The sequence below is a fragment of the Microbulbifer maximicatervae (SeqCode) genome (genome assembly GCF_056231245.1).
Genome location: NZ_CP174334.1, coordinates 1,527,207 through 1,548,059, shown reverse-complemented (window position 1 = coordinate 1,548,059; position 20,853 = coordinate 1,527,207). Strand labels below are relative to the sequence as shown.

The 20,853-nt window shown below is 46.0% G+C and carries 18 protein-coding genes; 10 read left to right on the top strand and 8 right to left on the bottom strand.

Going from position 1 to position 20,853, the window contains the following annotated elements; all coding sequences use genetic code 11:
- Positions 1–93: 93 nt before the first annotated feature.
- Positions 94–1,488 carry an MFS transporter gene (locus ACJJIS_RS06735; RefSeq protein ID WP_444958154.1) on the bottom strand — a complete coding sequence of 465 codons (1,395 nt, stop codon included), beginning with the start codon at positions 1,486–1,488 and terminating at the stop codon, positions 94–96.
- 279 nt (positions 1,489–1,767) lie between these two features.
- Here ACJJIS_RS06735 and ACJJIS_RS06730 point away from each other — a divergent pair, with 279 nt between their 5' ends.
- Together ACJJIS_RS06730 and ACJJIS_RS06725 are read left to right on the top strand one after the other, a co-directional pair.
- Complete coding sequence (locus ACJJIS_RS06730; protein WP_475709780.1) at positions 1,768–2,196, top strand: DUF4174 domain-containing protein; 429 nt, start codon at positions 1,768–1,770, stop codon at positions 2,194–2,196.
- A 217-nt stretch (positions 2,197–2,413) separates the two neighbouring features.
- The gene (locus ACJJIS_RS06725) at positions 2,414–3,061 is read left to right on the top strand and encodes an NAD-dependent epimerase/dehydratase family protein (RefSeq protein WP_475709779.1); all 648 of its coding nucleotides are present in this window, start codon (positions 2,414–2,416) and stop codon (positions 3,059–3,061) included.
- 109 nt (positions 3,062–3,170) lie between these two features.
- On the opposite strand, the gene ACJJIS_RS06720 is transcribed toward ACJJIS_RS06725, so the two are convergent.
- Entirely contained in the window at positions 3,171–3,770 is a 600-nt protein-coding gene (locus tag ACJJIS_RS06720; RefSeq protein ID WP_475709778.1) for a CPBP family intramembrane glutamic endopeptidase, read from the bottom strand.
- 382 nt (positions 3,771–4,152) lie between these two features.
- Between ACJJIS_RS06720 and ACJJIS_RS06715 the strand changes: the two genes are divergently transcribed.
- A complete protein-coding gene (locus tag ACJJIS_RS06715) occupies positions 4,153–4,737 on the top strand; it encodes an exopolysaccharide biosynthesis protein (RefSeq protein ID WP_282932146.1) in 585 nt (194 codons plus the stop codon).
- A 56-nt stretch (positions 4,738–4,793) separates the two neighbouring features.
- Here ACJJIS_RS06715 and ACJJIS_RS06710 read toward each other — a convergent pair whose 3' ends face one another.
- The 3 genes from ACJJIS_RS06710 to ACJJIS_RS06700 are packed head-to-tail and all read right to left on the bottom strand — an operon-like array spanning position 4,794 to position 7,265.
- Positions 4,794–5,405 (bottom strand): CPBP family intramembrane glutamic endopeptidase, encoded by a 612-nt coding sequence (locus ACJJIS_RS06710; protein WP_475709777.1) that lies wholly within the window; start codon positions 5,403–5,405, stop codon positions 4,794–4,796.
- 19 nt (positions 5,406–5,424) lie between these two features.
- Positions 5,425–5,952, bottom strand: a complete 528-nt coding sequence (locus ACJJIS_RS06705; protein ID WP_475709776.1) for a GDYXXLXY domain-containing protein — start codon at positions 5,950–5,952, stop codon at positions 5,425–5,427.
- Positions 5,949–7,265, bottom strand: coding sequence for a DUF2157 domain-containing protein (locus tag ACJJIS_RS06700; RefSeq protein ID WP_475709775.1), 1,317 nt, complete (start codon positions 7,263–7,265; stop codon positions 5,949–5,951). The genes ACJJIS_RS06705 and ACJJIS_RS06700 overlap by 4 nt, the downstream gene beginning before the upstream one ends.
- A gap of 243 nt (positions 7,266–7,508) precedes the next feature.
- Here ACJJIS_RS06700 and ahpC (ACJJIS_RS06695) point away from each other — a divergent pair, with 243 nt between their 5' ends.
- Entirely contained in the window at positions 7,509–8,075 is a 567-nt protein-coding gene (gene ahpC, locus ACJJIS_RS06695) for an alkyl hydroperoxide reductase subunit C (protein ID WP_413662577.1), read from the top strand.
- Between the two features lie 86 nt (positions 8,076–8,161).
- Here ahpC (ACJJIS_RS06695) and ACJJIS_RS06690 read toward each other — a convergent pair whose 3' ends face one another.
- Both ACJJIS_RS06690 and ACJJIS_RS06685 read right to left on the bottom strand, forming a co-directional pair.
- Positions 8,162–9,355: an MFS transporter gene (locus ACJJIS_RS06690; RefSeq protein WP_475709774.1), complete on the bottom strand. Its 1,194-nt coding sequence runs from the start codon at positions 9,353–9,355 to the stop codon at positions 8,162–8,164.
- Entirely contained in the window at positions 9,352–12,708 is a 3,357-nt protein-coding gene (locus tag ACJJIS_RS06685; protein WP_475709773.1) for a Gfo/Idh/MocA family oxidoreductase, read from the bottom strand. The genes ACJJIS_RS06690 and ACJJIS_RS06685 overlap by 4 nt, the downstream gene beginning before the upstream one ends.
- 389 nt (positions 12,709–13,097) lie before the next feature.
- Between ACJJIS_RS06685 and ahpC (ACJJIS_RS06680) the strand changes: the two genes are divergently transcribed.
- From ahpC (ACJJIS_RS06680) to ACJJIS_RS06665, 4 genes are all read left to right on the top strand, one after another.
- Positions 13,098–13,664 carry an alkyl hydroperoxide reductase subunit C gene (gene ahpC / locus ACJJIS_RS06680; RefSeq protein ID WP_444884410.1) on the top strand — a complete coding sequence of 189 codons (567 nt, stop codon included), beginning with the start codon at positions 13,098–13,100 and terminating at the stop codon, positions 13,662–13,664.
- Positions 13,665–13,740: 76 nt separating this feature from the next.
- Positions 13,741–15,291, top strand: a complete 1,551-nt coding sequence (gene ahpF, locus ACJJIS_RS06675) for an alkyl hydroperoxide reductase subunit F (protein ID WP_444933702.1) — start codon at positions 13,741–13,743, stop codon at positions 15,289–15,291.
- Between the two features lie 301 nt (positions 15,292–15,592).
- Entirely contained in the window at positions 15,593–16,570 is a 978-nt protein-coding gene (locus tag ACJJIS_RS06670) for a right-handed parallel beta-helix repeat-containing protein (protein ID WP_475709772.1), read from the top strand.
- 462 nt (positions 16,571–17,032) lie between these two features.
- On the top strand, positions 17,033–17,557 hold the full coding sequence (locus ACJJIS_RS06665; RefSeq protein ID WP_475709771.1) for a hypothetical protein: 525 nt from the start codon (positions 17,033–17,035) through the stop codon (positions 17,555–17,557).
- A gap of 27 nt (positions 17,558–17,584) precedes the next feature.
- Here ACJJIS_RS06665 and ACJJIS_RS06660 read toward each other — a convergent pair.
- A protein-coding gene (locus tag ACJJIS_RS06660; RefSeq protein ID WP_475709770.1) for an IS3 family transposase occupies positions 17,585–18,747 on the bottom strand; the annotation gives its coding sequence in 2 pieces (ribosomal slippage) (positions 17,585–18,489 and positions 18,489–18,747; 1,164 coding nt in all).
- A 65-nt stretch (positions 18,748–18,812) separates the two neighbouring features.
- Between ACJJIS_RS06660 and ACJJIS_RS06655 the strand changes: the two genes are divergently transcribed.
- Positions 18,813–19,229 (top strand): NosD domain-containing protein, encoded by a 417-nt coding sequence (locus tag ACJJIS_RS06655; protein ID WP_475710338.1) that lies wholly within the window; start codon positions 18,813–18,815, stop codon positions 19,227–19,229.
- A gap of 402 nt (positions 19,230–19,631) precedes the next feature.
- Positions 19,632–20,516, top strand: coding sequence for a hypothetical protein (locus ACJJIS_RS06650; RefSeq protein WP_475709769.1), 885 nt, complete (start codon positions 19,632–19,634; stop codon positions 20,514–20,516).
- The last annotated feature ends 337 nt before the right edge of the window (positions 20,517–20,853 follow it).

Genomic DNA, 20,853 nt, shown 5'->3' with positions numbered 1-20,853 from the left:
AAACTCAAAGAATGGATAAATTTTGAAAAAAGCACTTCCAGCAAATAAAAGAGATCTACAACACAAAAGAAGTGAGACACAATTCACTTTCGATTAAGAAAGCTCTCCGCTTTGGCTCTCTGGCCTACCGATCACAAAGAACATACAGACAATCAAACCAACCAAGGCTAGGTAAGCATTTACTGTAAAAGCTCTATCTATACCCGAAGGTATATCTGGAGCGAAGGCAATGATTGTAGCATTCATACCCAAACCAACCGCACCCCCACCAATTTTAAACATATAGAGGATAGCGCCTGCCAAGCTGGCACGGTGAGGTTCCACCACCGTAATACCCGCAGTCGTACTGGATGGATTAAACAGCCCGATACCAACCCCCAACACGATCAAGCCCGGACACATATCCAGAAAACCCGTGTCCGAAGTCAGGTTCGAAAGCATGAACATTCCAACACTCATCCCCAAAATACCTAATGAGACGAGTAATTTGGGGCCAGCTACTTCATAGAAGCGGCCGGAGATAATAGCAACCAGCCCCGATACAACCATTAAAGGAACCAAAGATAAACCAGCCTGAAATGCTGAGTAACCACGAAAATTCGCCAAAAACTGGGGGACATAGAGAATTGCCGACAGAAATACTACGGAGATTAGGAGTGTCGTAACACCTACCGCTAGGAACTTCCGGTTCTTTGCAATATCAGGGGGAATCAGGGCATCTTTACCAACTCGATACTCCACGATTGTAAACAGGCAGAGCAACACCAGGAACACAACGATCAGGCTGATAACCACAGGATGCTTGAAACCAATTTCCGCGGAGACATCCAGTGCAAAAAGCAAACAAAATAGCGAGGTGCACAGTAGTAGCACACCGAAGAAGTCTATTTTTTCCTCAGTGTCACGAGGTTTATCGGGGGGTACTGCCCACCAGCAAGCCAGCATTGTTGCCAGAGTGAGGAGAATATTAACGAAGAAAATCCATCGCCAACTGAAAAAATCTGCGAGCACCCCACCCAAAACTGGTCCAGCTGCATTCGCTAACCCACAGGTGGCCATCAGGATACCACCCGCCAACCCTGACCTTTCATAGGTCAACAAGTTAAAAGTCATTGCCAAAGTGGACGGCCACATCAATGCCGCACCCACTCCCATCAATGCGCGGGATATCAATAACATCCACATATCCATTGCCAGGCCACCCAGCACGGCAAAGAAAACGAATATTCCCGCTCCAATCATAAATACTCTGCGACGGCCATAGATATCCGCCAAGCGGCCACCGGTTATGATGAAAACACCAAAAACCAAGGCGTAGCCGTTAATAATCCACTGGGAGCTAGTTATGTCTGCATTAAATTCTCTTTCGATGGCAGGTAGTGCGGGGGCAAAAGCGGTATAGTCATTACTAATAAGGAAGGCCGCGAGAACTAATGCAGCCAACCCCAAGTACTGATCTCGTGTAATTTTGCCGCTCTGTTTAGCCATACTGCGTAATTCACTCGACACCCGAGCCGCTCAGGTAATCCTTCAGAACCTAATTAGCTTGCGATATATTTTTAATACTCCCGCCTAGAGCCTAGACCACTCGCTCATTTACACGCCTTTTGACTAATCAGTTTTCACTGTCGATACCGATCATCATCTGCCTTGTAACTGGCAGCTCATATCTTATGCTTAAAGGACATCCAAGCACCGGAAAATTGAATTAGTGCTTGGATAGCCTACTGAGCCCCCTAAGATCACGCTAATAGATGAGATTAGTAAATGCATAAGTTCATTGTGCTTGTCTTGGTTCTGTTGACTTCTTCTACATTCGCCCAGGGATCTACGGTGAACGACCTAAAAGATTTCCAGTGGAAAAACCGCATTCTATTACTGAATATCCCGGAAGATCCCAATAGCACAATCAATGAATTACTCAAGTTAGCGCCGCAGTTTGCAGAGAGAAACTTGATATGGTTCCTATTCTCTAACGGCACCCTTGAGACTAACTTCCCCGGTAAAGTCACAGACAATTTTGCTAAAAATGTACGGGAAAAATATCTGCAAGGACCAACAATGCAGGTGCTTCTTATAGGAAAGGATGGGGAAGTAAAGTATAAAGCCAATAAATTCTCAGCCGTCGAAATTTTCCAACGTATCGACAGCATGCCCATGCGACGCAATGAGATGCAGCAAGGATCTGCACAGTGAACAATTATTGAACATCCACAATCTGATAGAGAGTTTTTGTATCCTCCAGTATTACTGAGGAATCCCAGAGTTAGATTTCCCTCAATTAATTACGCTTCGGCCTTCTTTGCTCACCAGACACCCTTTCCAGCTGGCAACTTTTAACAAACATAGACATCTTTACGCTAAAGTACGCTATTAGCCTTGCGAACATATACCCAATGGAAATCGACCTCCAATGAGCAAAAGAGCCATTATCCTCGGAGCTACGGGCCTTATCGGTGGCCATCTCACAGAGCAACTGGCTGGTGAAGAAGTCTTTGATGAAGTACTTACCCTCACTCGACGCCCCAAAGCCACTGCAAGTCAAAAAATACATAATCATATTGTCGATTTTGATCGGTTGGAGGAGGCTGCTCCTCTTTTTCAGGGAAATACTCTATTTTCCTGCCTGGGAACCACTCGCAAGCAAGCCGGCAGCCTAGCCGCCCAGCACAAGGTTGACGTTGAATATCAATACCAAGCAGCCCAATTGGCAGCGGCGGCAGGGGTCAGCCATTACTTACTGGTTTCATCCAGCGGAGCCAATGCCAATAGCGCCAGTGCTTACTTACGTATGAAGGGTGAGCTGGAAGAGAAAATCAAGAAACTTCCATTTAAGCGCATCAGTATACTGCAACCCTCCCTACTCCTCGGAGATCGTGCAAATGCCCGACCCGGTGAGAAATTCGGAGGCATCCTCCTGCCAGTAATTTGTATGCTGCCGGGGCTGAGACGTTATAGGCCCATTGAGGGGCGTGAAGTAGCCAAAAAAATGGTTTATTTAAGTCGACAAGAACGAACAGGGGTTGAGACCCTGCGTTTGGATGAGTTATTCAATACGTAAAGAGCCTCTGAATAATTCCGTAATGTCTCGGCGAATCTGGGAGGCTCCTTAAACCTCAAAGGTTAAATTCGGGAGCTTAAAATAAGTAAATCGCTCCCGAATATTGCGGTTATTCCTTTATCTTAATCCCTAACCAGTGCGGGTATTGAGTCAAAACAATAAGGACAATTGCATCGTAGACTGCGTGCCAGATTATCACTCCCAATAAGCTTCCGGACACTTGGTAAACCACTCCTAAAACCACACCAATTCCCAAAGTCAGAAAGAAATTGGTCCACGATGAGAAATGAAGTAGCGCAAATGCAATTGCGGAAATTAATAACCCCAACAATGGCGAGCTAAGTTCTGACAACCAGGACTGCAAAAACCCCCGAAACAAAAGCTCTTCGCAAATTCCGACTACAACAGAAATCAACAGCAGCTGAAAGAAAGACAATCGTGAAAATAGCGGAATCAGGGCGATCGATTGACGCCGCATTGACTTGCCAAGGGTCGTTTCTGAGCGAGTTAACGACAACATCACACCGTAGGTAGCCATTGCACCAATGATGCCAATTGTTACTTGCAACCCTACACTATCACCAATGATCACTACCTTGAGTGAAGCCAGATAAAAGCCCAGAAGGGCCAGCAACAAGCAAACAACCTGAGTGCCAATTAATAAAAGAAAAACTGGTGGATTCCCTTTTGTTTGGTCAACAGCATCCATTTGTGACCGTCCTTTTTATTAGTAGTTTATCGAGGTAGTCGAGTGGCTCAGTACCTAAATAGACTGCCTTAGGATTTCGTACCAACTAGAAACCACATCGAAATTCAATTAGCCGAAATAAGCACACCCGCCATCGGCAATAATCTAACAGAAAATGATGACAGGCATAATCCTCCGCCAACAACCTACCTCTATCCGTTTAGTTTGACGTCAGACAGCTTATCTCCTTTGAAAAACTGCCTGACTTTAGCCGAAAAGCCAGTCACAGTGCTATGCTCGACAATATCTCTGGAACCGGATAGCTTGTAGAGACTACCCGGTTTCCAGCCCTCTTATCAGTAGATTGTCTTGCAAAGAAACTACACAGCAACTAATTCCAACCATGACACAAGAAATCATAGGACTGGGCCAGCTGCTGAAGGATATTGAGGAGAAAAGTCAGGGGCAGGAGAAAATCTCCATCCAGCATGTTATTGAGGCTGTGGGGCTTCGATCCTTTGCCCCATTCCTTATCCTTATCGGGTTGATCCTGTTTTCCCCTCTGAGCGGTATTCCCGGAATGTCTACCGCGATGGGTGTTTTGCTACTACTGTTTGCCCTACAGCTGCTGATGAAGCGCAACTATATCTGGCTTCCACAGTGGCTGATCAACCGCTCCATATCCAGCGAAAAGCTGATGGATGCCCTGCACTGGATGGAAAAGCCCGCCCGGTTTGCCGACCGCTGGATACAGCCACGGATGGATTTTATCGTGCGCCGATATGGCACCTACGCTATTGCTGGAACCTGCATTTTTATTGCATTGACCCTGCCAATAATGGAAGTCATCCCCTTCTCTGCCTCAACGGCTGGTCTCGCTCTCACCATTTTTGGGCTATCGCTGGCAGCTCGAGACGGACTCTTAGCGCTTATTGCTTTTATCCTAACGGCCTCCCTGGTACTAGTGGTGATCGTAGCCGTGATCTAGGAGCCCGCGAGTAACTCCGTAATATCTCTGCGGGTCTCCAGACCAAAGCTGGCTACTCACCCTCGCTTTAAGACTTGATTTTTTAATCCGAGCAAATGGGGAAAGTGCACTATGGCGAAAATTGCCAAAAGGTCGTATACCGCATGCCAAACAATCGCCCCCACCAAGCCCCCGGACATTTGGTAGAAAATGCCTAAAATAAGCCCAATCATAAAGGTAAGGAAGAAGTACACCCAGGAAACACAGTGCAGTAATGCGAATATCAGTGATGCACCCAATAAACCGAGGAATGGCGTACTGAGCTGGGAGAGCCAAGACTGTAGAAAACCACGAAACAACAGTTCCTCACAAACACCCGCAGCTAAAGCAACCCATACCATCTGTGATGGGGACAACTTGGAAAATAGTGGAGTCAATTGAGTACAGTGGAGCCGCAGCATTTTCCCAAATAGCGTCTCAGAACGAGCCATTGTCAGTACTACCGCAAATGTGACAATAGCGCCTAACAATCCCAACAGCAGTTGCAGCCAAACCGTATCACCAATAAATGAAACTTCCATTGGCACAAGGTAGAGACCCAGAGCCGCAAGCAACAGACAGCCCAGTTGAATATCCATTAAAAAAAAGAAAACCGGCAGGCTGCGCCGTGCCGGACCAATCGCTTCCATTCTTGATTTTTCCCTTTGCCTATTGATTTCCTGAGCCTCTGACAACCTTCAAGCTCGCTCGCCCATCCGCAGAAATCATCAATTCGGCCACGCCACCATCCCGCAGTTGTTTTTCCAGATCCAGGGCTTTTTTCTTCGGAGCAAAGTAGGCTTCAATACCGTAGCGAATCCGGTAGCTATCTGATGAATTCCAAAAATTCTGGCCTGCTACCCGCCCTCGAATAAAGACTCCGCCCTGTGGTTGTTCAAGGCTGACAGAGGCTCGTTCATACAATCCGGATGCCCCTTTTTCTAAGCCCACATAAACCACCTCTCCCTGACGCAGCCGTCCCAGCCCTTTAAACAAGGCTTTATCTAAAGTGGAAAAGGGGTAATTTAATTGGGCATAGTTACCGCGAAACAATGAGCGCGGGTCTACAGGAACAGTTTCCACTGAAACAGGCTGGCCCGTCCACAGCGGCATTTGAGCCTTAATATACATTCCTAACAGTATAAAAAACTGCACGCCAATGGCGGCAACCAGGCCAATCACAACTCTACGTTTCATCGTAAACTTCCCCCCGCCTGGTGATATTTCCAATACTTGGCTGCTGCCAGCAATAAAACTGCGAAGAGAATAAACAGGAGAGCAGCTCCTATATAGTCGCCAATCAAGTCAATATAGCGCAGCAGAGCCGTCAACAGGACCGCCATAACTCCGAGAAAGAAGTAGTGTGAGATACCATCGTGAATACCCCTGAAGATCAACCAGATTCCACAGGCAATCAGGGCGAAGTTTGTAAAAATTTGTAACCAAACTGCGTAGTCACTGGAGCTGGCATTCGTTACGAACGCAAGTACTGCCGCAAAAACACCGCACAACCCCAGTCCGAATAACAACCTCTGAGACAGCAGCGCCAACACTATCGACACAGCAGACATAGTCCCCACTACCCCCCACATAGAAGGTAGGTGACTCCAGGGGGCTTCTATCATCTCCTCCCAGGGATATTCAAAGCTAAAAATCAGTAAGCCAATTAAAGTAAACCGAAGGCACCAAATAGAGATTACTGCTGCGTAGTCCTTGGCTACCGCCGACGGGCGAGTTGCCAACCAATGGGCAAAGCAATACATCAGGATAAAGAGCGAGACTGCAACAGCAAGGTTCTCTGGATAAATATCCGCACTAAATTTCCCATCCTGCAAACGCCAAAATTCTGATAGGGAAAATTCCAGCCAAAAACCTAAGCCAAAGATAAAGGTCAGCAAGAGAATCACGCTCGCACGACCACTTAACAGGATATAGAGGGCTCCCAGCAAGAAAATTGGGAACAGGGCGGGGTAAAAGCCTAAACCCGACTCCAGGAAGAACCAAAGCAAAGCCAATAGCAAGGACTGCTCTGCAATCCATGGGCTGCGGGTAATTAAAGCAAATGGCAAACTACCCAGTGCCCACCAGAAAATACCATCTGGCATATGCTCGCCCAAGTGGTATACCTGTGCGATCAAAATAATCGCCGCACCAAAAAACAGGTTGCCCAACAAGAACAAGCCCTCTCCGGCCTTCCGGTCTCCAGACAGGTAAACCTTAAACGCCACTCCCTGGGTCACCAAGGTCAAAGCGATCAGCCCCCCCATTCGCAGCGCTCTGGGGATTTCCTCCCAATTGGCTCCAATCAGTGTAATCACCGCCAGCCCGATAAAGAGATAGGCCAACCCAATCAAAATACGATATCCAAGTGTTCTTTCTTGCGCCCGGTGGTAATCCACTTCATAGCGGGCACAGATCTGCTCAGCCTGAGCTTCACTGATCACACCGTCTTCAACCCAATCTCCGGCTTCGCGGGCCAGGTCATGCTTAAGCAACCGAATCAATCGCATAGATGCGCCTTGTGAAAAATTACCCATACCCGATGGATGGGTATTAATACTTTGGTCCCGAGTATCCCCGATGTAACCAGCGACCTCAAATTGGTACGGATTGCAGACTAAATTATCGCCAGGCTGCCTAGATAGCAGGAAACTATCTAAGATATTTAAATTGTTAATTTCTATTATTGGTTGCCAGTCAATAGCATAAACAGCATCAAAGTTAAGAGCCAGGCACCCAATAAGGAGCTAACCATGTCCCGCTATATCGAATCCGAACTCAAGCCGTTTAACGCCAAAGCCTACCAAAATGGCGAATTTCACGATGTAAGTGACTCTGACGTCAAAGGTAAATGGGCCGTATTCTTCTTTTACCCCGCCGACTTCACCTTTGTATGCCCCACTGAATTAGGCGATCTGGCAGACAACTATGAGGAGTTTAAGAAGCTGGGTGTAGAGATCTACTCAGTCTCCACAGACACTCACTTCACCCACAAGGCCTGGCACGATTCCTCTGACACCATCGGTAAGATCCAGTACCCGATGATCGGTGATCCTACCGGTACCATTACCCGCAACTTCGGTGTAATGATTGAGGAAGAAGGCATTGCCGACCGCGGTACTTTCGTTATCGACCCGGAAGGCCGTGTTCAAATTGTGGAAATTACTGCTGGCGGTATCGGCCGCGATGCCAGTGAGCTGCTGCGCAAGATCAAAGCTGCCCAGTACATCGCTGCTCACCCCGGTGAAGTTTGCCCAGCAAAATGGAAGGAAGGTGAGGAAACCCTGGCCCCCTCTCTCGATCTGGTAGGCAAAATTTAAGTCTTCCCAAGCCCTCACAGGATTGGAACTGGCCTTGCCCGCCCTTTTGGCGGGCATTGTCGTTAATCAAATATTGCAAATCGGTGTTAATGGCTTCTTTGCTTCGCAATAAGTGATAAAAGCAAGCAACATACAACTCCTCCTAAGAGGAACACAGGAACTACAAAGATTGCTGTTTGTATTCCGTAACTTTCATCTAACCACCCCACCAAAGCATGCGCCAGAATCAAGAAAATTCCCCCCATGCCTAAGGAGAATGAAACTGTAAAAGGGGGATTCTTACTACAATGTGTCAACCATTCCATGGCATAAGGAAACAAGTAGGATAGTGTCAATCCACATACTGGAAACCATAGTGGACTCACCCAGTAGCCCAGAGAAAATACGGCTGCTGTCGATAAAAAGGAGACTATCAACCAGAAAAAAGCACTTCCCTTCAGCAGGATAAAAGTGAAGGCCACTCTCCCCAAACAAAGTAATCCGAAAAAGATTGAAAGCAAAATATCCGCCTCAACGGCCCAATGCCCTCCCCTAGCTTCAAGAAACAGCACCATCCTACTCGCCAATATATGTTCAGCGCCGTTGTAGGCAGAAACAATAAACCCGCCACCAATTGCGATCCACCACTCTTTCGGTTCTTTATCTCGTTGGCTCGCCTCTTTATAGGCGCCAGGGTTAAAAGAACTCCCATTTTTCCTCAGTTTTCCTTTTCTTCTTATTAATCCAGACAAGATGAAAAATAATATGCTTGCTGCTATCCCCCCAAACAAGTAGAAACCGCCCTCCCATCCAAAGTGAAATTTATATAACAACCCGGGTAACAAAGGAGACAATACGGAGGCAACCCCATAGGTACTATGTAATCCACAATAACCTTGACGAGTTAAGTTTTCAGGCACAAAAAGGGGGATTGCCACATTAATCAAAACCATGCTCCCTCCGGCACCCAAACCAAAGAGAAAGCTGCCCAGAATAAGCAGGGTAAACGAGTACAGATATCCAGAAACACCTGAAAGTACCGACCCTACCCCCATAAAAACTACGAATAATGCTAACCCAGAGATCACTCTGATTTTTTTCACCCAGATAGCCCCTGATAAAGTCATCAGTAAGGCAGAAAAAGTGGACAGGAAGAAAAAGGTGGAGCCCTTTGTTGGGGAAACGGAAAAAAAATCTAAAATTTTGGGGTAAATTGGAGCTTTATAGACCTCCACAAAGCCCAGTAAAAATAGAGCCCCATAGCATGAAAGCAATCCAAACCAATAGATGTTGCGTTTCACGCAGCCCTTCTTTTGATATATTGATCACATTCTTCAATCATTCGGATTGCTTGTATAGAATCGGCAAGAGGAAGATCCGGTGATTCTATGAAGTTTTTTTCAATACATAATTGAACGGCCTGTGCCTCATAATAAAGCCCTTCAGAATTTGGATAATTAAACCTGCCTCTTATTCTCGGTAACGGGAATTCGTACAACTTAGTCTCATTATCTGTCCTTCGATCACCAGTGATCCGCGTCACTGACACCCTAGTTGGACAATGTGCCGGGGCAAACACTTTTATTCGCCCTTCTGTACCATAGATTTCCAACTCTTCCGCACCCTCAACCAGATGACTCCAGGAAACTACAGCTGTTGATCCACTATCGAAGTGCGCATAAATGAGCCCGGCACCATCCTTCTGGAAACCGTAGTTATCCAGCACCCCAGAGAACTCCAGGTCTGATATCCCCCTACCCAATACCATCAGCGCCGTGTGGACAGGATACACTCCGGCATCCATACCAGCTCCCACCTTCCATTTTGGAGACTGCAACCCTTCATCCTTGCGCAGGTCAAAGCTCAAATCTGCACGAAGCTGGCTTACCTTACCTATATTTCCAAGACTAATAATATCTCTACAGTATTTAATAGCAGGGAAGAACCTCATCCACATCCCTTCCATGCAAAACAGCTGTTTTTTATTGGCAAGCTCTTTAATCCTTACAGCATCCTCAACTGTTAACGCCAGAGGTTTTTCAATAAGAACAGGCTTACCTGCCATTAATGCTAATTCAGCATGTTGTCGGTGTAACTCGGGGATAGTTGCAATATAGACAATGTCAATATCAGGATCAGAAACAAGTTCCAGGTAACTGCCATAAGCCCTACTTGCTCCATGACTATTCGCAAACTCTCTCGCTCTATTAAAATCCCTGGAAGCTACAGCAAACACTTCTGAGGAATCCAGGTAATCGAGGACTAATGCAAAATCATTTGCTATTCTTCCACAGCCTATAAATCCCCAGCGCAGCCTTCTCAAAGGTAGTTTTTTAGCGCTTTGATGACTGGTCAAGTCTAATTGCTTAGGTAAATACTCCTCCTCTGCTATTTCATCAGGATCCAATATGAGCTCTGGATGACGAGTGAGCCTTTCTTGTAGGTCATACCAAGCGCTTTCCAGATGGTTCGCCTCTATCTTATTGACCCAAATACAGTTTCCTAAAGGGGCTGGGAGAGGCGCTCGCAAAGTACCGGAGCGATGAATCGAGATCTGTTTTATTGCCGTCTTGTATACATCCAGGCTCAGCCCTTTGACACTAGCTGCAAGTCCCAGCTGCACGTAAATTCCAAACAGTAACTCAATGTCTGCCTTGGATATCAATCCCATTTTTTCAGCTACCAGCGAAGTAAACAGGCAATCAATGCCCACAGCTTCACCATGCATCAACCTAAAAGCCTCATCACGCTCCAACCAGCGGGATAACGTATGCCCAAAGTCCATTGGTCTAGATAAGTTCTCTTCTTTTAAGTCTCCCGCAATACTATCCAGCATGGCATCAATACAATTTATCAGCAGTTTATAGGATGCATCTCCCGGCAGGCCATCAGGTTCTAAAAAACTATTTTCCAACAGAGTGGCACCCTGAGCTGACAAGGTATCGAGCACATCCTTGTTGAATACCACTCCAACCTTAATCATTTCACCAATTGCACTTTTTAATACCCGCTGTGGATTAGTTTTCAAGAAGGAGGGATCAATAATGGTATGCAAGGGACAATGAAAAGCACCAATCCCATTCTTAATATTGTGGTTCACACTGACTTTAATGCCGATAGAGGAGTCAATCATTCCCATTAGAGTCGTTGGAATACGTATCCAGGGTGTATTCCGTCGCCACACCGCACTGACAAACCCAATCGTATCGGTTACCGCCCCTCCGCCCATAGCTAAGATTGGCTCCCTGTAACGAAGAGGATTTGCCTTCCATATCTCATCAATCATACTGATAAGACTATTAATATTTTTTGACTGTTCGCCACCCTTCATAACTATCGGGATGAACTCAACCCCCATGGACTCTTGCCACTCGGTAATACCCTTCCCATAGAGTTCCCATACCTTGTCATCAACACAACAAATAATTCTGTTCTGCGGCGGTCTTAGGAGTTCTATAAGGAATTTATTACCAGGATTAAAGAGTCCATGGTGGTACCAGATTCTTTGGTTTGTTGGAGCCTGACAAATAGTATCTGAAATTTGTACGATAGAATGATGGCTTTCATCTTCTCTTAATTGAGCCTTAATACTGGGCTCTATCGCTGCGGCTAATTCGAGAACACCACATGCATGAAGCAGTCGCGGCAGGCTCAAGTATTTCTCATCATCGCTATCTAGAATGGATTCAATAAACAGCCGCTTCAGATTGTAATAATCTCGCTCAAACAAGTAGCAATACCACATCCCTCCCTTTTCTTTTCTAGTAAGCTCAAGTGCCCGATCAAGCACATCTTCCATGGCCTGCCGAATAAAAACAGGGTCACCTCGAAGGCCTTTTCGTATCACTATGCAATTTTCTACGCCTTCACAACGGGTAGCCAGAAAAGAGAAACTCACTCCCAGATTAGTTTTTAGCGTAAAAGACAGCTTTTTGAAGTCCTCGATATCACCGAAGCGCTTCTGCACGGTTTCATCTCGATTCACTACTACATCAGTAATGTTGTGAGGAGCAAGGTTCCACTTTGCTATACAGAGTTCAAGTTCATGGCAACACTGGTTGAGCAGCATACCCTCGGAATTTTGCCTAAAAATGCTTTCCAGGTTGGCTTCCGGATGCGGGTTGTGATGAATGAATCCGACACTCCTGGACTTCAACTTCCATTGCTCGTTAAGCCTCTCGGCTCTATCCACGTAATTTGCGATATGCTTTTGATAGCCAACAACAACATTTACATTATTCCTGTCGGCAATCCTTTCCATTTCACGCAGTTTTTCCAGCGAGTCTGCACCTGGTTTTTCAAGGTATATATTCCTATATCCTTTATTAACTACCGATTTAAAAATCCCCTTCGCGAGTGGAGTCCTCACCGAGATAACAACCAAATTTTTAAAGGAGGGATGCGCATCAGGTATTTGCGCCACCGAGGAATAAGTTTTGAAATCGCCATACTGAGCTTTAAGTCTTGCCATCTCGTTTCGGAAAACCATCCCTTTTTCAGATGACTCGACATCACTGGAAAGCCAATACTCTTCAACAATCGCATCCACCACTACATTTCGCATATTCATTAGCTGAGACAAATGCAGCCATCCGATTGACTCCCCAGGCAGACCGACACCTACCACCGTGACATGCACCACATTCTGATTCATAGCGGCAACATTTAACCTCACATCCGCTGGCACTACCCAGATCATCAGAACCGGGCTTGCACTTCTAACTTATTGCTAATGTGCGCTGATTTACGACTCAACTCTTTTTTGATGCCTGAGGGTATGGACCGCGATCAACACATCTATATGTCGTCTTTGCGGCTCAATAGACATCAGGATGCACCGATAAGGTTTCACCTAACGGCTGTCGCTTTGCCAAAGCCATTAAATAGCGGCTAAACACCCAATCAATCAAATAGCCAACAACGATTGCCAAAAGCTATCACACGCATTTACATTAATAATTTTTATCAAAGAGCATCGACCGATAGTATTGATCCCACTTCCAAACAACGACCGACAAGACAGTGATAAATAAGGAGCTATCCATGTCACGTTACATCGAATCCCAGCTGAAACCCTTTAACGCCAAGGCTTATCAAAACGGCGACTTCTTCGATATCAGCGACGCCGACGTTAAAGGCAAGTGGGCCGTATTCTTCTTCTACCCCGCAGACTTCACCTTCGTCTGCCCCACTGAGCTGGGCGATCTGGCGGACAACTATGAAGAGTTCAAGAAGTTGGGCGTTGAGATCTACTCCGTATCTACCGATACCCACTTCACCCACAAAGCCTGGCACGACTCTTCCGACACCATCGGCAAAATCCAATACCCGATGATCGGCGACCCCACCGGCACCATCACCCGCAACTTCGGTGTGATGATCGAGGAAGAAGGCATAGCCGATCGCGGCACCTTTGTAATCGACCCGGAAGGCCGTATCCAAATTGTCGAGATCACTGCCGGCGGAATCGGCCGCGATGCCAGCGAGCTGTTGCGCAAGATCAAAGCTGCCCAGTACATCGCCGCTCATCCCGGTGAAGTCTGCCCGGCCAAGTGGAAAGAAGGCGAAGAGACCTTAGCCCCCTCCCTAGATCTGGTAGGAAAGATTTAACCCAAATACCTCTGACCCGGCCCATCAAAAGGTGGGCCACAACCAAGCCTTAAATTGTTAGAGAAAGGACACACCGATGTTGGACGCAAACCTGAAAAAACAACTGGACACTTACCTGCAGAATATCGTCAAACCGATCGAGATTCGTGTGTCCACAGATAACAGTGAAAAATCCAAAGAGCTGGAGGCGCTGGTAGATGAAATCTCCGGACTCTCCAACAAAATTACTGCACAGCAGAGTCAAGCCAAGCGCACGCCGAGTATGGCCATCGCCCCTGCCGGAGAGGAACCCCGGGTTAGCTTTGCCGGTATTCCCCTGGGACATGAATTTACCTCACTCGTACTGGCACTATTGCAAGCGGGGGGCCATCCCTCAAAAGCAGACCCGGAGCTACTGGAGCAGGTACGAAACCTGAAGGGTGAATTCCACTTTGAAACCTATATCTCCCTCTCTTGCCAAAACTGCCCGGATGTTGTCCAAGCGCTGAACCTGATGGCAACCCTCAACCCAAACATCACCCACGAAATGATCGACGGTGGCCTGTTCCAGGAGGAAGTTGAAAAGCGCAATGTTATGGCTGTACCTGCGGTTTACCTCAATGGTGAACACTTCGGCCAAGGCAGGATGTCCCTCGAAGAGATTGTTGGAAAACTGGATACTGGCGCAGCCGAGCGTAAAGCTGAAGAACTGAATGAAAAAGCACCCTACGATCTTTTAGTGGTAGGGGGTGGCCCAGCGGGCGCAGCGGCTGCTATTTATGCCGCTCGCAAAGGCATTCGCACTGGCATAGTGGCAGAACGCTTCGGCGGCCAGGTAATGGATACCGTAGGCATCGAGAACTTTATCTCTGTACCTTATACCGAGGGCCCCAAGCTCGCAGCCAGCCTTGAGCAACACGTAAAAGAGTATGGTGTTGATATCATTACCGATCAACGCGCAGCCAACTTGCGACGCAACGAAATGGTAGATATCAAACTACAAAGCGGTGCTACCCTATCCAGCCGCTCTGTAGTATTGGCTACCGGTGCCCGCTGGAGAGAACTGGGGGTACCTGGCGAAGCGGAGTACCGCACCAAGGGCGTAGCCTACTGCCCCCATTGCGACGGCCCCTTCTTTAAAGGTAAGCGCGTAGCTGTTATCGGTGGCGGCAACTCGGGCATCGAAGCAGCGATCGACCTCGCCGGAATCGTCGAGCACGTCACCGTACTGGAGTTCGCCGATAAACTGCGTGCAGACGAGGTGCTGGTACGCAAGGCTCAGTTAATGGATAACATTGATATTATCGTCAATGCGCAAACCACCGAAGTACTCGGCGACGGCAACAAAGTTAACGGCCTGGCCTATACCGATCGAGAGAGCGGTGAAAACAAGCAACTCGACCTGGCAGGCGTCTTCGTACAGATTGGCCTGGTACCCAATACGGAGTTCCTTAACGAAACCGATATAGAGATGAATCGCATGGGCGAAATCGTGATCGACGAGCGCGGCGCAACTTCAGTCCCCGGCGTCTACGCCGCCGGCGATGCGACCACTGTCCCCTACAAACAGATAGTGATCTCTATGGGTGCAGGTGCAACTGCTTCGCTGGGCGCATTTGACTACTTGATTAGGTCTTCGGTTGAATAACACCAAAGCGTTAAAAAGGGCCAGTCATTGACTGGCCCTTTTTTATATTCACTTTAAGCATGGACAATATAGGAGAACAGATTTCAAGCTAAGACCTGAGCCCACATAAAATATCATGCGCCATTTATAAACCTATATTTATAATGGACACTAAATCCGCACCTTTAATTTATATATATTATTAACAAACCAAAAACAAACTGATTAAACCCTATAAAATACCACTTGGCATCACCTATCAATTACTAATCGAAAGAAAACTTTAGAGTAAATAATAGACTCATTATCTTGGGAGCCCCCCATGAAGAAGCCAAGCCTAACGCTATTTTTAACCCTGCTACCAACCTTTGGATTACCTTTAGCCTCAAACAGTTTTGCTGTGAGCTGTGGTGACACGATTACTACCCAGGAATCCCTCACAGAAGACCTCTCCTGCGAAACCAATCCAGCCCTCACAATTGACGGCCCCGGTGGCGGGCTGAACTTAAATGGGTTTACTGTTACCTGTATAGAACCATTACATGAGGGCATCTATCTAACAGGGCTAGCTGCAAGCCTGTTTAACGGCGTAATAGACAATTGCAATGACTCAATAGCACTTACGGAAGATGGTGTTCATTTTGTCAGTGATATTGAGATTAACAATCTTGTAGGTGTGGGCGTACGTATTGAAAGTAACAGTAATTTTGTTACCGGCATCGTGATACCTTTTAATGGTACGCAATATGCAATAGGCATAGAAACAGCTAATCCCGCAAGCCTCAATCAGATCACTGGAAATTTTCTAGAGTTCCCGGGATTTTCAGGAATATATATCGAGGGGCGAAGCAATACAGTCACCGGAAATGAAATTCTTAACCCTGGTGATTTTGGCATAGCTCTTGATTCCGATGGAGGGAGCAACTTAATCCTACTTAACACTATAATCAGTGACAGTAAAGCGAGAATATTCAACACTCTCAATGGCGATGGAGATGTGGGAATATCTGTAAGTTCAGATTCAAATCTCATTTCTCAAAATAGTATATCGAACAGCACCACTGGAATCAGAATCAATAACAGTGACAGCAATACAGTAAGCAGCAATGAAGCTGACAATAACATTGACTATGGCATAGTGATCGAGGGAACTAGCGCAGAATTCAATAACATTTTATCTAATACAGCCAATGACAATGGTATATTCGACCTTTACTCCCCTGATGATCCGAACTGCACATCTTCGAACAACTGGATTGGCAATAGTTCTACCATTAATGACCCTAACTGCTTGGATTGAGGCTTTGCCAAACTAAATCCATAAAATTATCTAGTTAAGCAATAGCCGAGCGGTATATTGCTTACTTATAAAGTATAAAAAAAGTAAAGAATCTCTTAGCAATCATTCGTAGCTAATACTCCCCGATAACGGATTGAGAGTGAAATCAATACTCACATCTTCATAGCCCCCAAATTACAACCATGCCAGCACTAATGGGATAAAGCTAAAACTGACTTCTACCAGAAAAAAAGTATTACGCAAAAGTTCCAGACACCCATAAACCTTACTGAAAGTAAGATTCAATATTTACAATGGGTTTTAAAATCAAAGCCATAATTTAAATTAAATATTATCGAAAACAAATAAAAAAGCTAATAATAGTAAAAGTAACGCTAGCCCAGCTTACGCACTCATCCAATCTAACCATAGAAAATGAATCACCCTCAATAACATAACAACCGCGAACAAGGAATGGAAAGTATGAAAAAACTAAAATTAGCCCTTGCCTATTTTCTTTTGCCCGCTGCTGGAATAGCAATTTCCTTCGAAAGCTATGCTGTTAGCTGTGGAGATACCATTACCTCCCAAGAAACACTGACTCAGGACTTAGTCTGTGCCACTAATCCCGCACTAACAATTACCGGTCCCTTGGGCGGACTTGATATGGATGGATTTACTGTTACGTGCTCTGCCTCAACAGACGACGGCATACTCCTAAATGGCCTATCTGCTAGTTTAACCTCTGGAGTTATCGATAACTGTAACAACTCTATTATGTTACAAGACGATGGGTCCCACTATGTTACAAGTGTTGATATAGATGATCCTGATGGAGTAGGAGTACTTATTTCAAGCGATAGTAACTTTGTCACCGGCATCCAGATACAATCTGATGGCGTAACCTCCAGAAATGGTATAGAAACTGAAGATCCCGCTAATTATAACCAAATCATCGGAAATACTATCGATAGCACCGGTGGAGATGGAATATATCTAGAGGGATGATCCTACCCATCAACAACGAACACACCACTAAGCGACTAGTTGTTCCTCAAACGCCTCAGGGCTGAGATAGCCATTGGCGCTGTGTAAGCGATTTCGATTGTAGTCTATCTCTATATACTCAAATACGGTTTCTCGCATGAGGCACCTTGTAGGAAAGCGGTTACCATGGATTGCTTCTACCTTAAGTGAGTGGAAGAACGTTTCTGCACAAGCATTATCATAGCAATTACCTTTGGCGCTCATGCTGCACCGCAGATCATACGCTGTAATTAAAGATTGATAATCTTTAGAACAATACTGGCTTCCCCTGTCAGTATGCACGATAACATTCGTAGGTTTCTTACGTCGCCATAAAGCCATTTGAAGGGCGTCACAGACCAATGTAGCCGTCATCGTTTCTGACATCGCCCAACCAATAATCAGCCGACTATATAGGTCTATCACTACAGCCAGATATAACCAACCTTCTTCCGTTCGTAGGTAGGTAATATCCCCAGCCCATTTCTGATTCGGCGCTTCAGCATTAAAGTTCTGCTCAAGCAAATTTGGAGCTACTGGCAGACCATGTTTTGAGTAGGTTGTGGCTTTATACCTCCTGCCTGCTTTAGCCCGTAGGCCCTGTCGACGCATGCTGGCAGCAATTGTTTTCTGATTATATTTACTCCCCTCACTGGCCAACTCCTTCGTCAGACGAGGGGCGCCGCTACGTTCTTTGCTGGCTATAAAGCGCTGCTGTACCAAGCTATCGAGCTGCATTCGGTACTGCTGGTGCTTGGATTGGTCAGCCGATCTTGAAACCCAGTTATAAAAGCCACTGCGAGATACGCCCAATACCTTGGCCATCGCTTTGATGCTGAATTCATGCCTGTGCTTTTGCATGAAGGCGTACCTCATTTCAGGCTCTTTGCAAAGTACGCTGCGGCCTTTTTTAAGATCGCCAGCTCCTCTGCCTGCTCAGCCAGCTGCCGCTTAAGTCGAGCATTTTCTGTGGCCAGCTCTCTCTCCGCATCCCCTCGGCTCTGATGTAACTTAGACTTACTTCGCCATCCGTAAATCTGGGAAGGATGCAATCCAAGCTGTTTAGCGGCAACGCTTACCCCGACCTTGAGCGCCAGTGCTAGGGCATCCTTCCTATACTCCTCTGAGTATTGTTTACGAGTGGTTTTGGTTGGTTTATTTGATCTTGTCATAGAGCACCTCTGCTGCGTAGTTTATCGCTTAAGAGAGTGTCCATCGTTGATGGGTAGGATCAGGAATCTCAAACAATGTTACTAGCAATATAATCACAAATGCTGGTGGTGACGGTGTTGATTTCGATCCCGATGGTCGTTCAAATATCCTTATATTGAATGTTATTGATAACAGTACAGACGTTGGCATTGAGATAGATTCCAACTCTAATCTCATTTCTCAAAATGTAGTGACAAATAACGTGACAGGTATCAGGGTTGAGAGCGCTGATAACAACACCATTAGTGTAAATAGTGTAAGTGATAACAATGACTACGGAATATCTATTGAAAGTGGAAGCGCCGACGGTAATACCGTCTTATCTAACTCCTCCTTAAACAATGGGATCTTTGACCTTTACTCACCCAACGATCCAACTTGCACTGATAACACTTGGATAGGTAATACTTTTGTTACCCGTGACCCTTCATGTTTAGAATAAATTAAACCCTAAATAACTCAAAACTAAAGGCGATAATCAAGTTCTGTATCGCCTTCTCTCAATGACTATCATTTGGGCAATAGAATACCTTTTAAGTTAATTCATACATTGTTACCGGCAGTCTTCTATCAAGCTTTCTTCAGCAAGAATTTCACACCGACAATAAGTAAAACCTCCCATTAAACTAATGTCCCACTAAATCAGCACTTACCTCTCATAGCGCCTATCTAGGCCATCTATCAAACTCATACTTGTATCAACCCCATTCACAAGGAGTATCCGCCAGGTTGTCGACCAAATTCTGACGATCAGGCTAGTGTATGGTGATTGATACGACTTCAACCTTGAAATGCAATGGAAAACGACATTCGTCGTACAGTCTCATCACTAAAGGAGTTACTGATGAAGAATATTGCACCTCTAGCCGCCAGTATTGCCCTGGCAATCATTAGCCAGGGCGTTATCGCCGACACCAATACTGCAACGGTTTACCAAGAAGGTCTTGGGAACACTGCAACAGCTGATCAAAGTGATCCAACCGCCACAAACAATACCATCGATCAAACTCAGATCGGTGATAACAACACCAGCTATGCGGAGCAATCCGCTAACAGTGATGGTGGCACGATTATTCATAACCAAACTGGCGATATGAATACCGCCGAGTCCTATCAGGATAACTCTGTAGGCGCCTATATCGAGATCAATCAAGGAGACAACAATCAGTACGTCTTCACTCTCCAGTCATTTGTTGACGGTAGCACCATGTCCATTACCCAAGATGGGGATGGCCACAGTGCAACCTTAACTCAAACCAATAGTACCGATGATGTTATTGTGGTGACTCAAGCTGGGGTAAACCAAACTGCATTTGTTACCCAAACACTGACGTCAAATAGTGAAGTCTATGTAGATCAGCTCGGCGACTCCAACCTGGCGACCCACAATCAAGTCAATGGAGACTCCAATTACTCCTCCTCATATCAGGACGGTACTACCAACACCCTAAATGTGATTCAAACCAACGATGATCACGAGAGCAGTCTCTGGCAAATTGGCGACAACAATGTTGCCATTCATAACCAGACGGGTTCAGATCACTACGCACTGACCGAGCAGCTCGGAACTTCTAACTTTGCCAATATTACGGCAACAGGTATTGGTTCTTCCGCTCAAACTTACCAAAATGGTGTGGGTAACGCCCAGACAACAACGCAAATTGGCGATGCGCAATCTGCTTTTGCCAATCAAACCGGAAACGCAAACGTAGGTGTGATTCTACAGTAAACGCTTCATCTCGCAGTGCTGCCCATAAATGGGCAGCACCCATGGACTCATTGGCACCGAAAGACCATCTTCCAAAGAGTTATTTCCCAAATAACTCTTCCCTTACATCCACATACCTAGCAATAACCCAAGTTCTTTACCAACTTATATAGGCGACTTCGTGTTCGTCATAGGTACAATCCGCACCGTTAGTTAGTCTCTCCGTCCCATCTATCAGGATGGGTCGCCTCTATCTGATGACGCAACATACCTTTACCCCACGCATAACTAGACAAAGGATAGCCAAGACTTCCTCGCCGTTCAGCAGCCCTATTCGCCACTTATCCTAATTTTAATC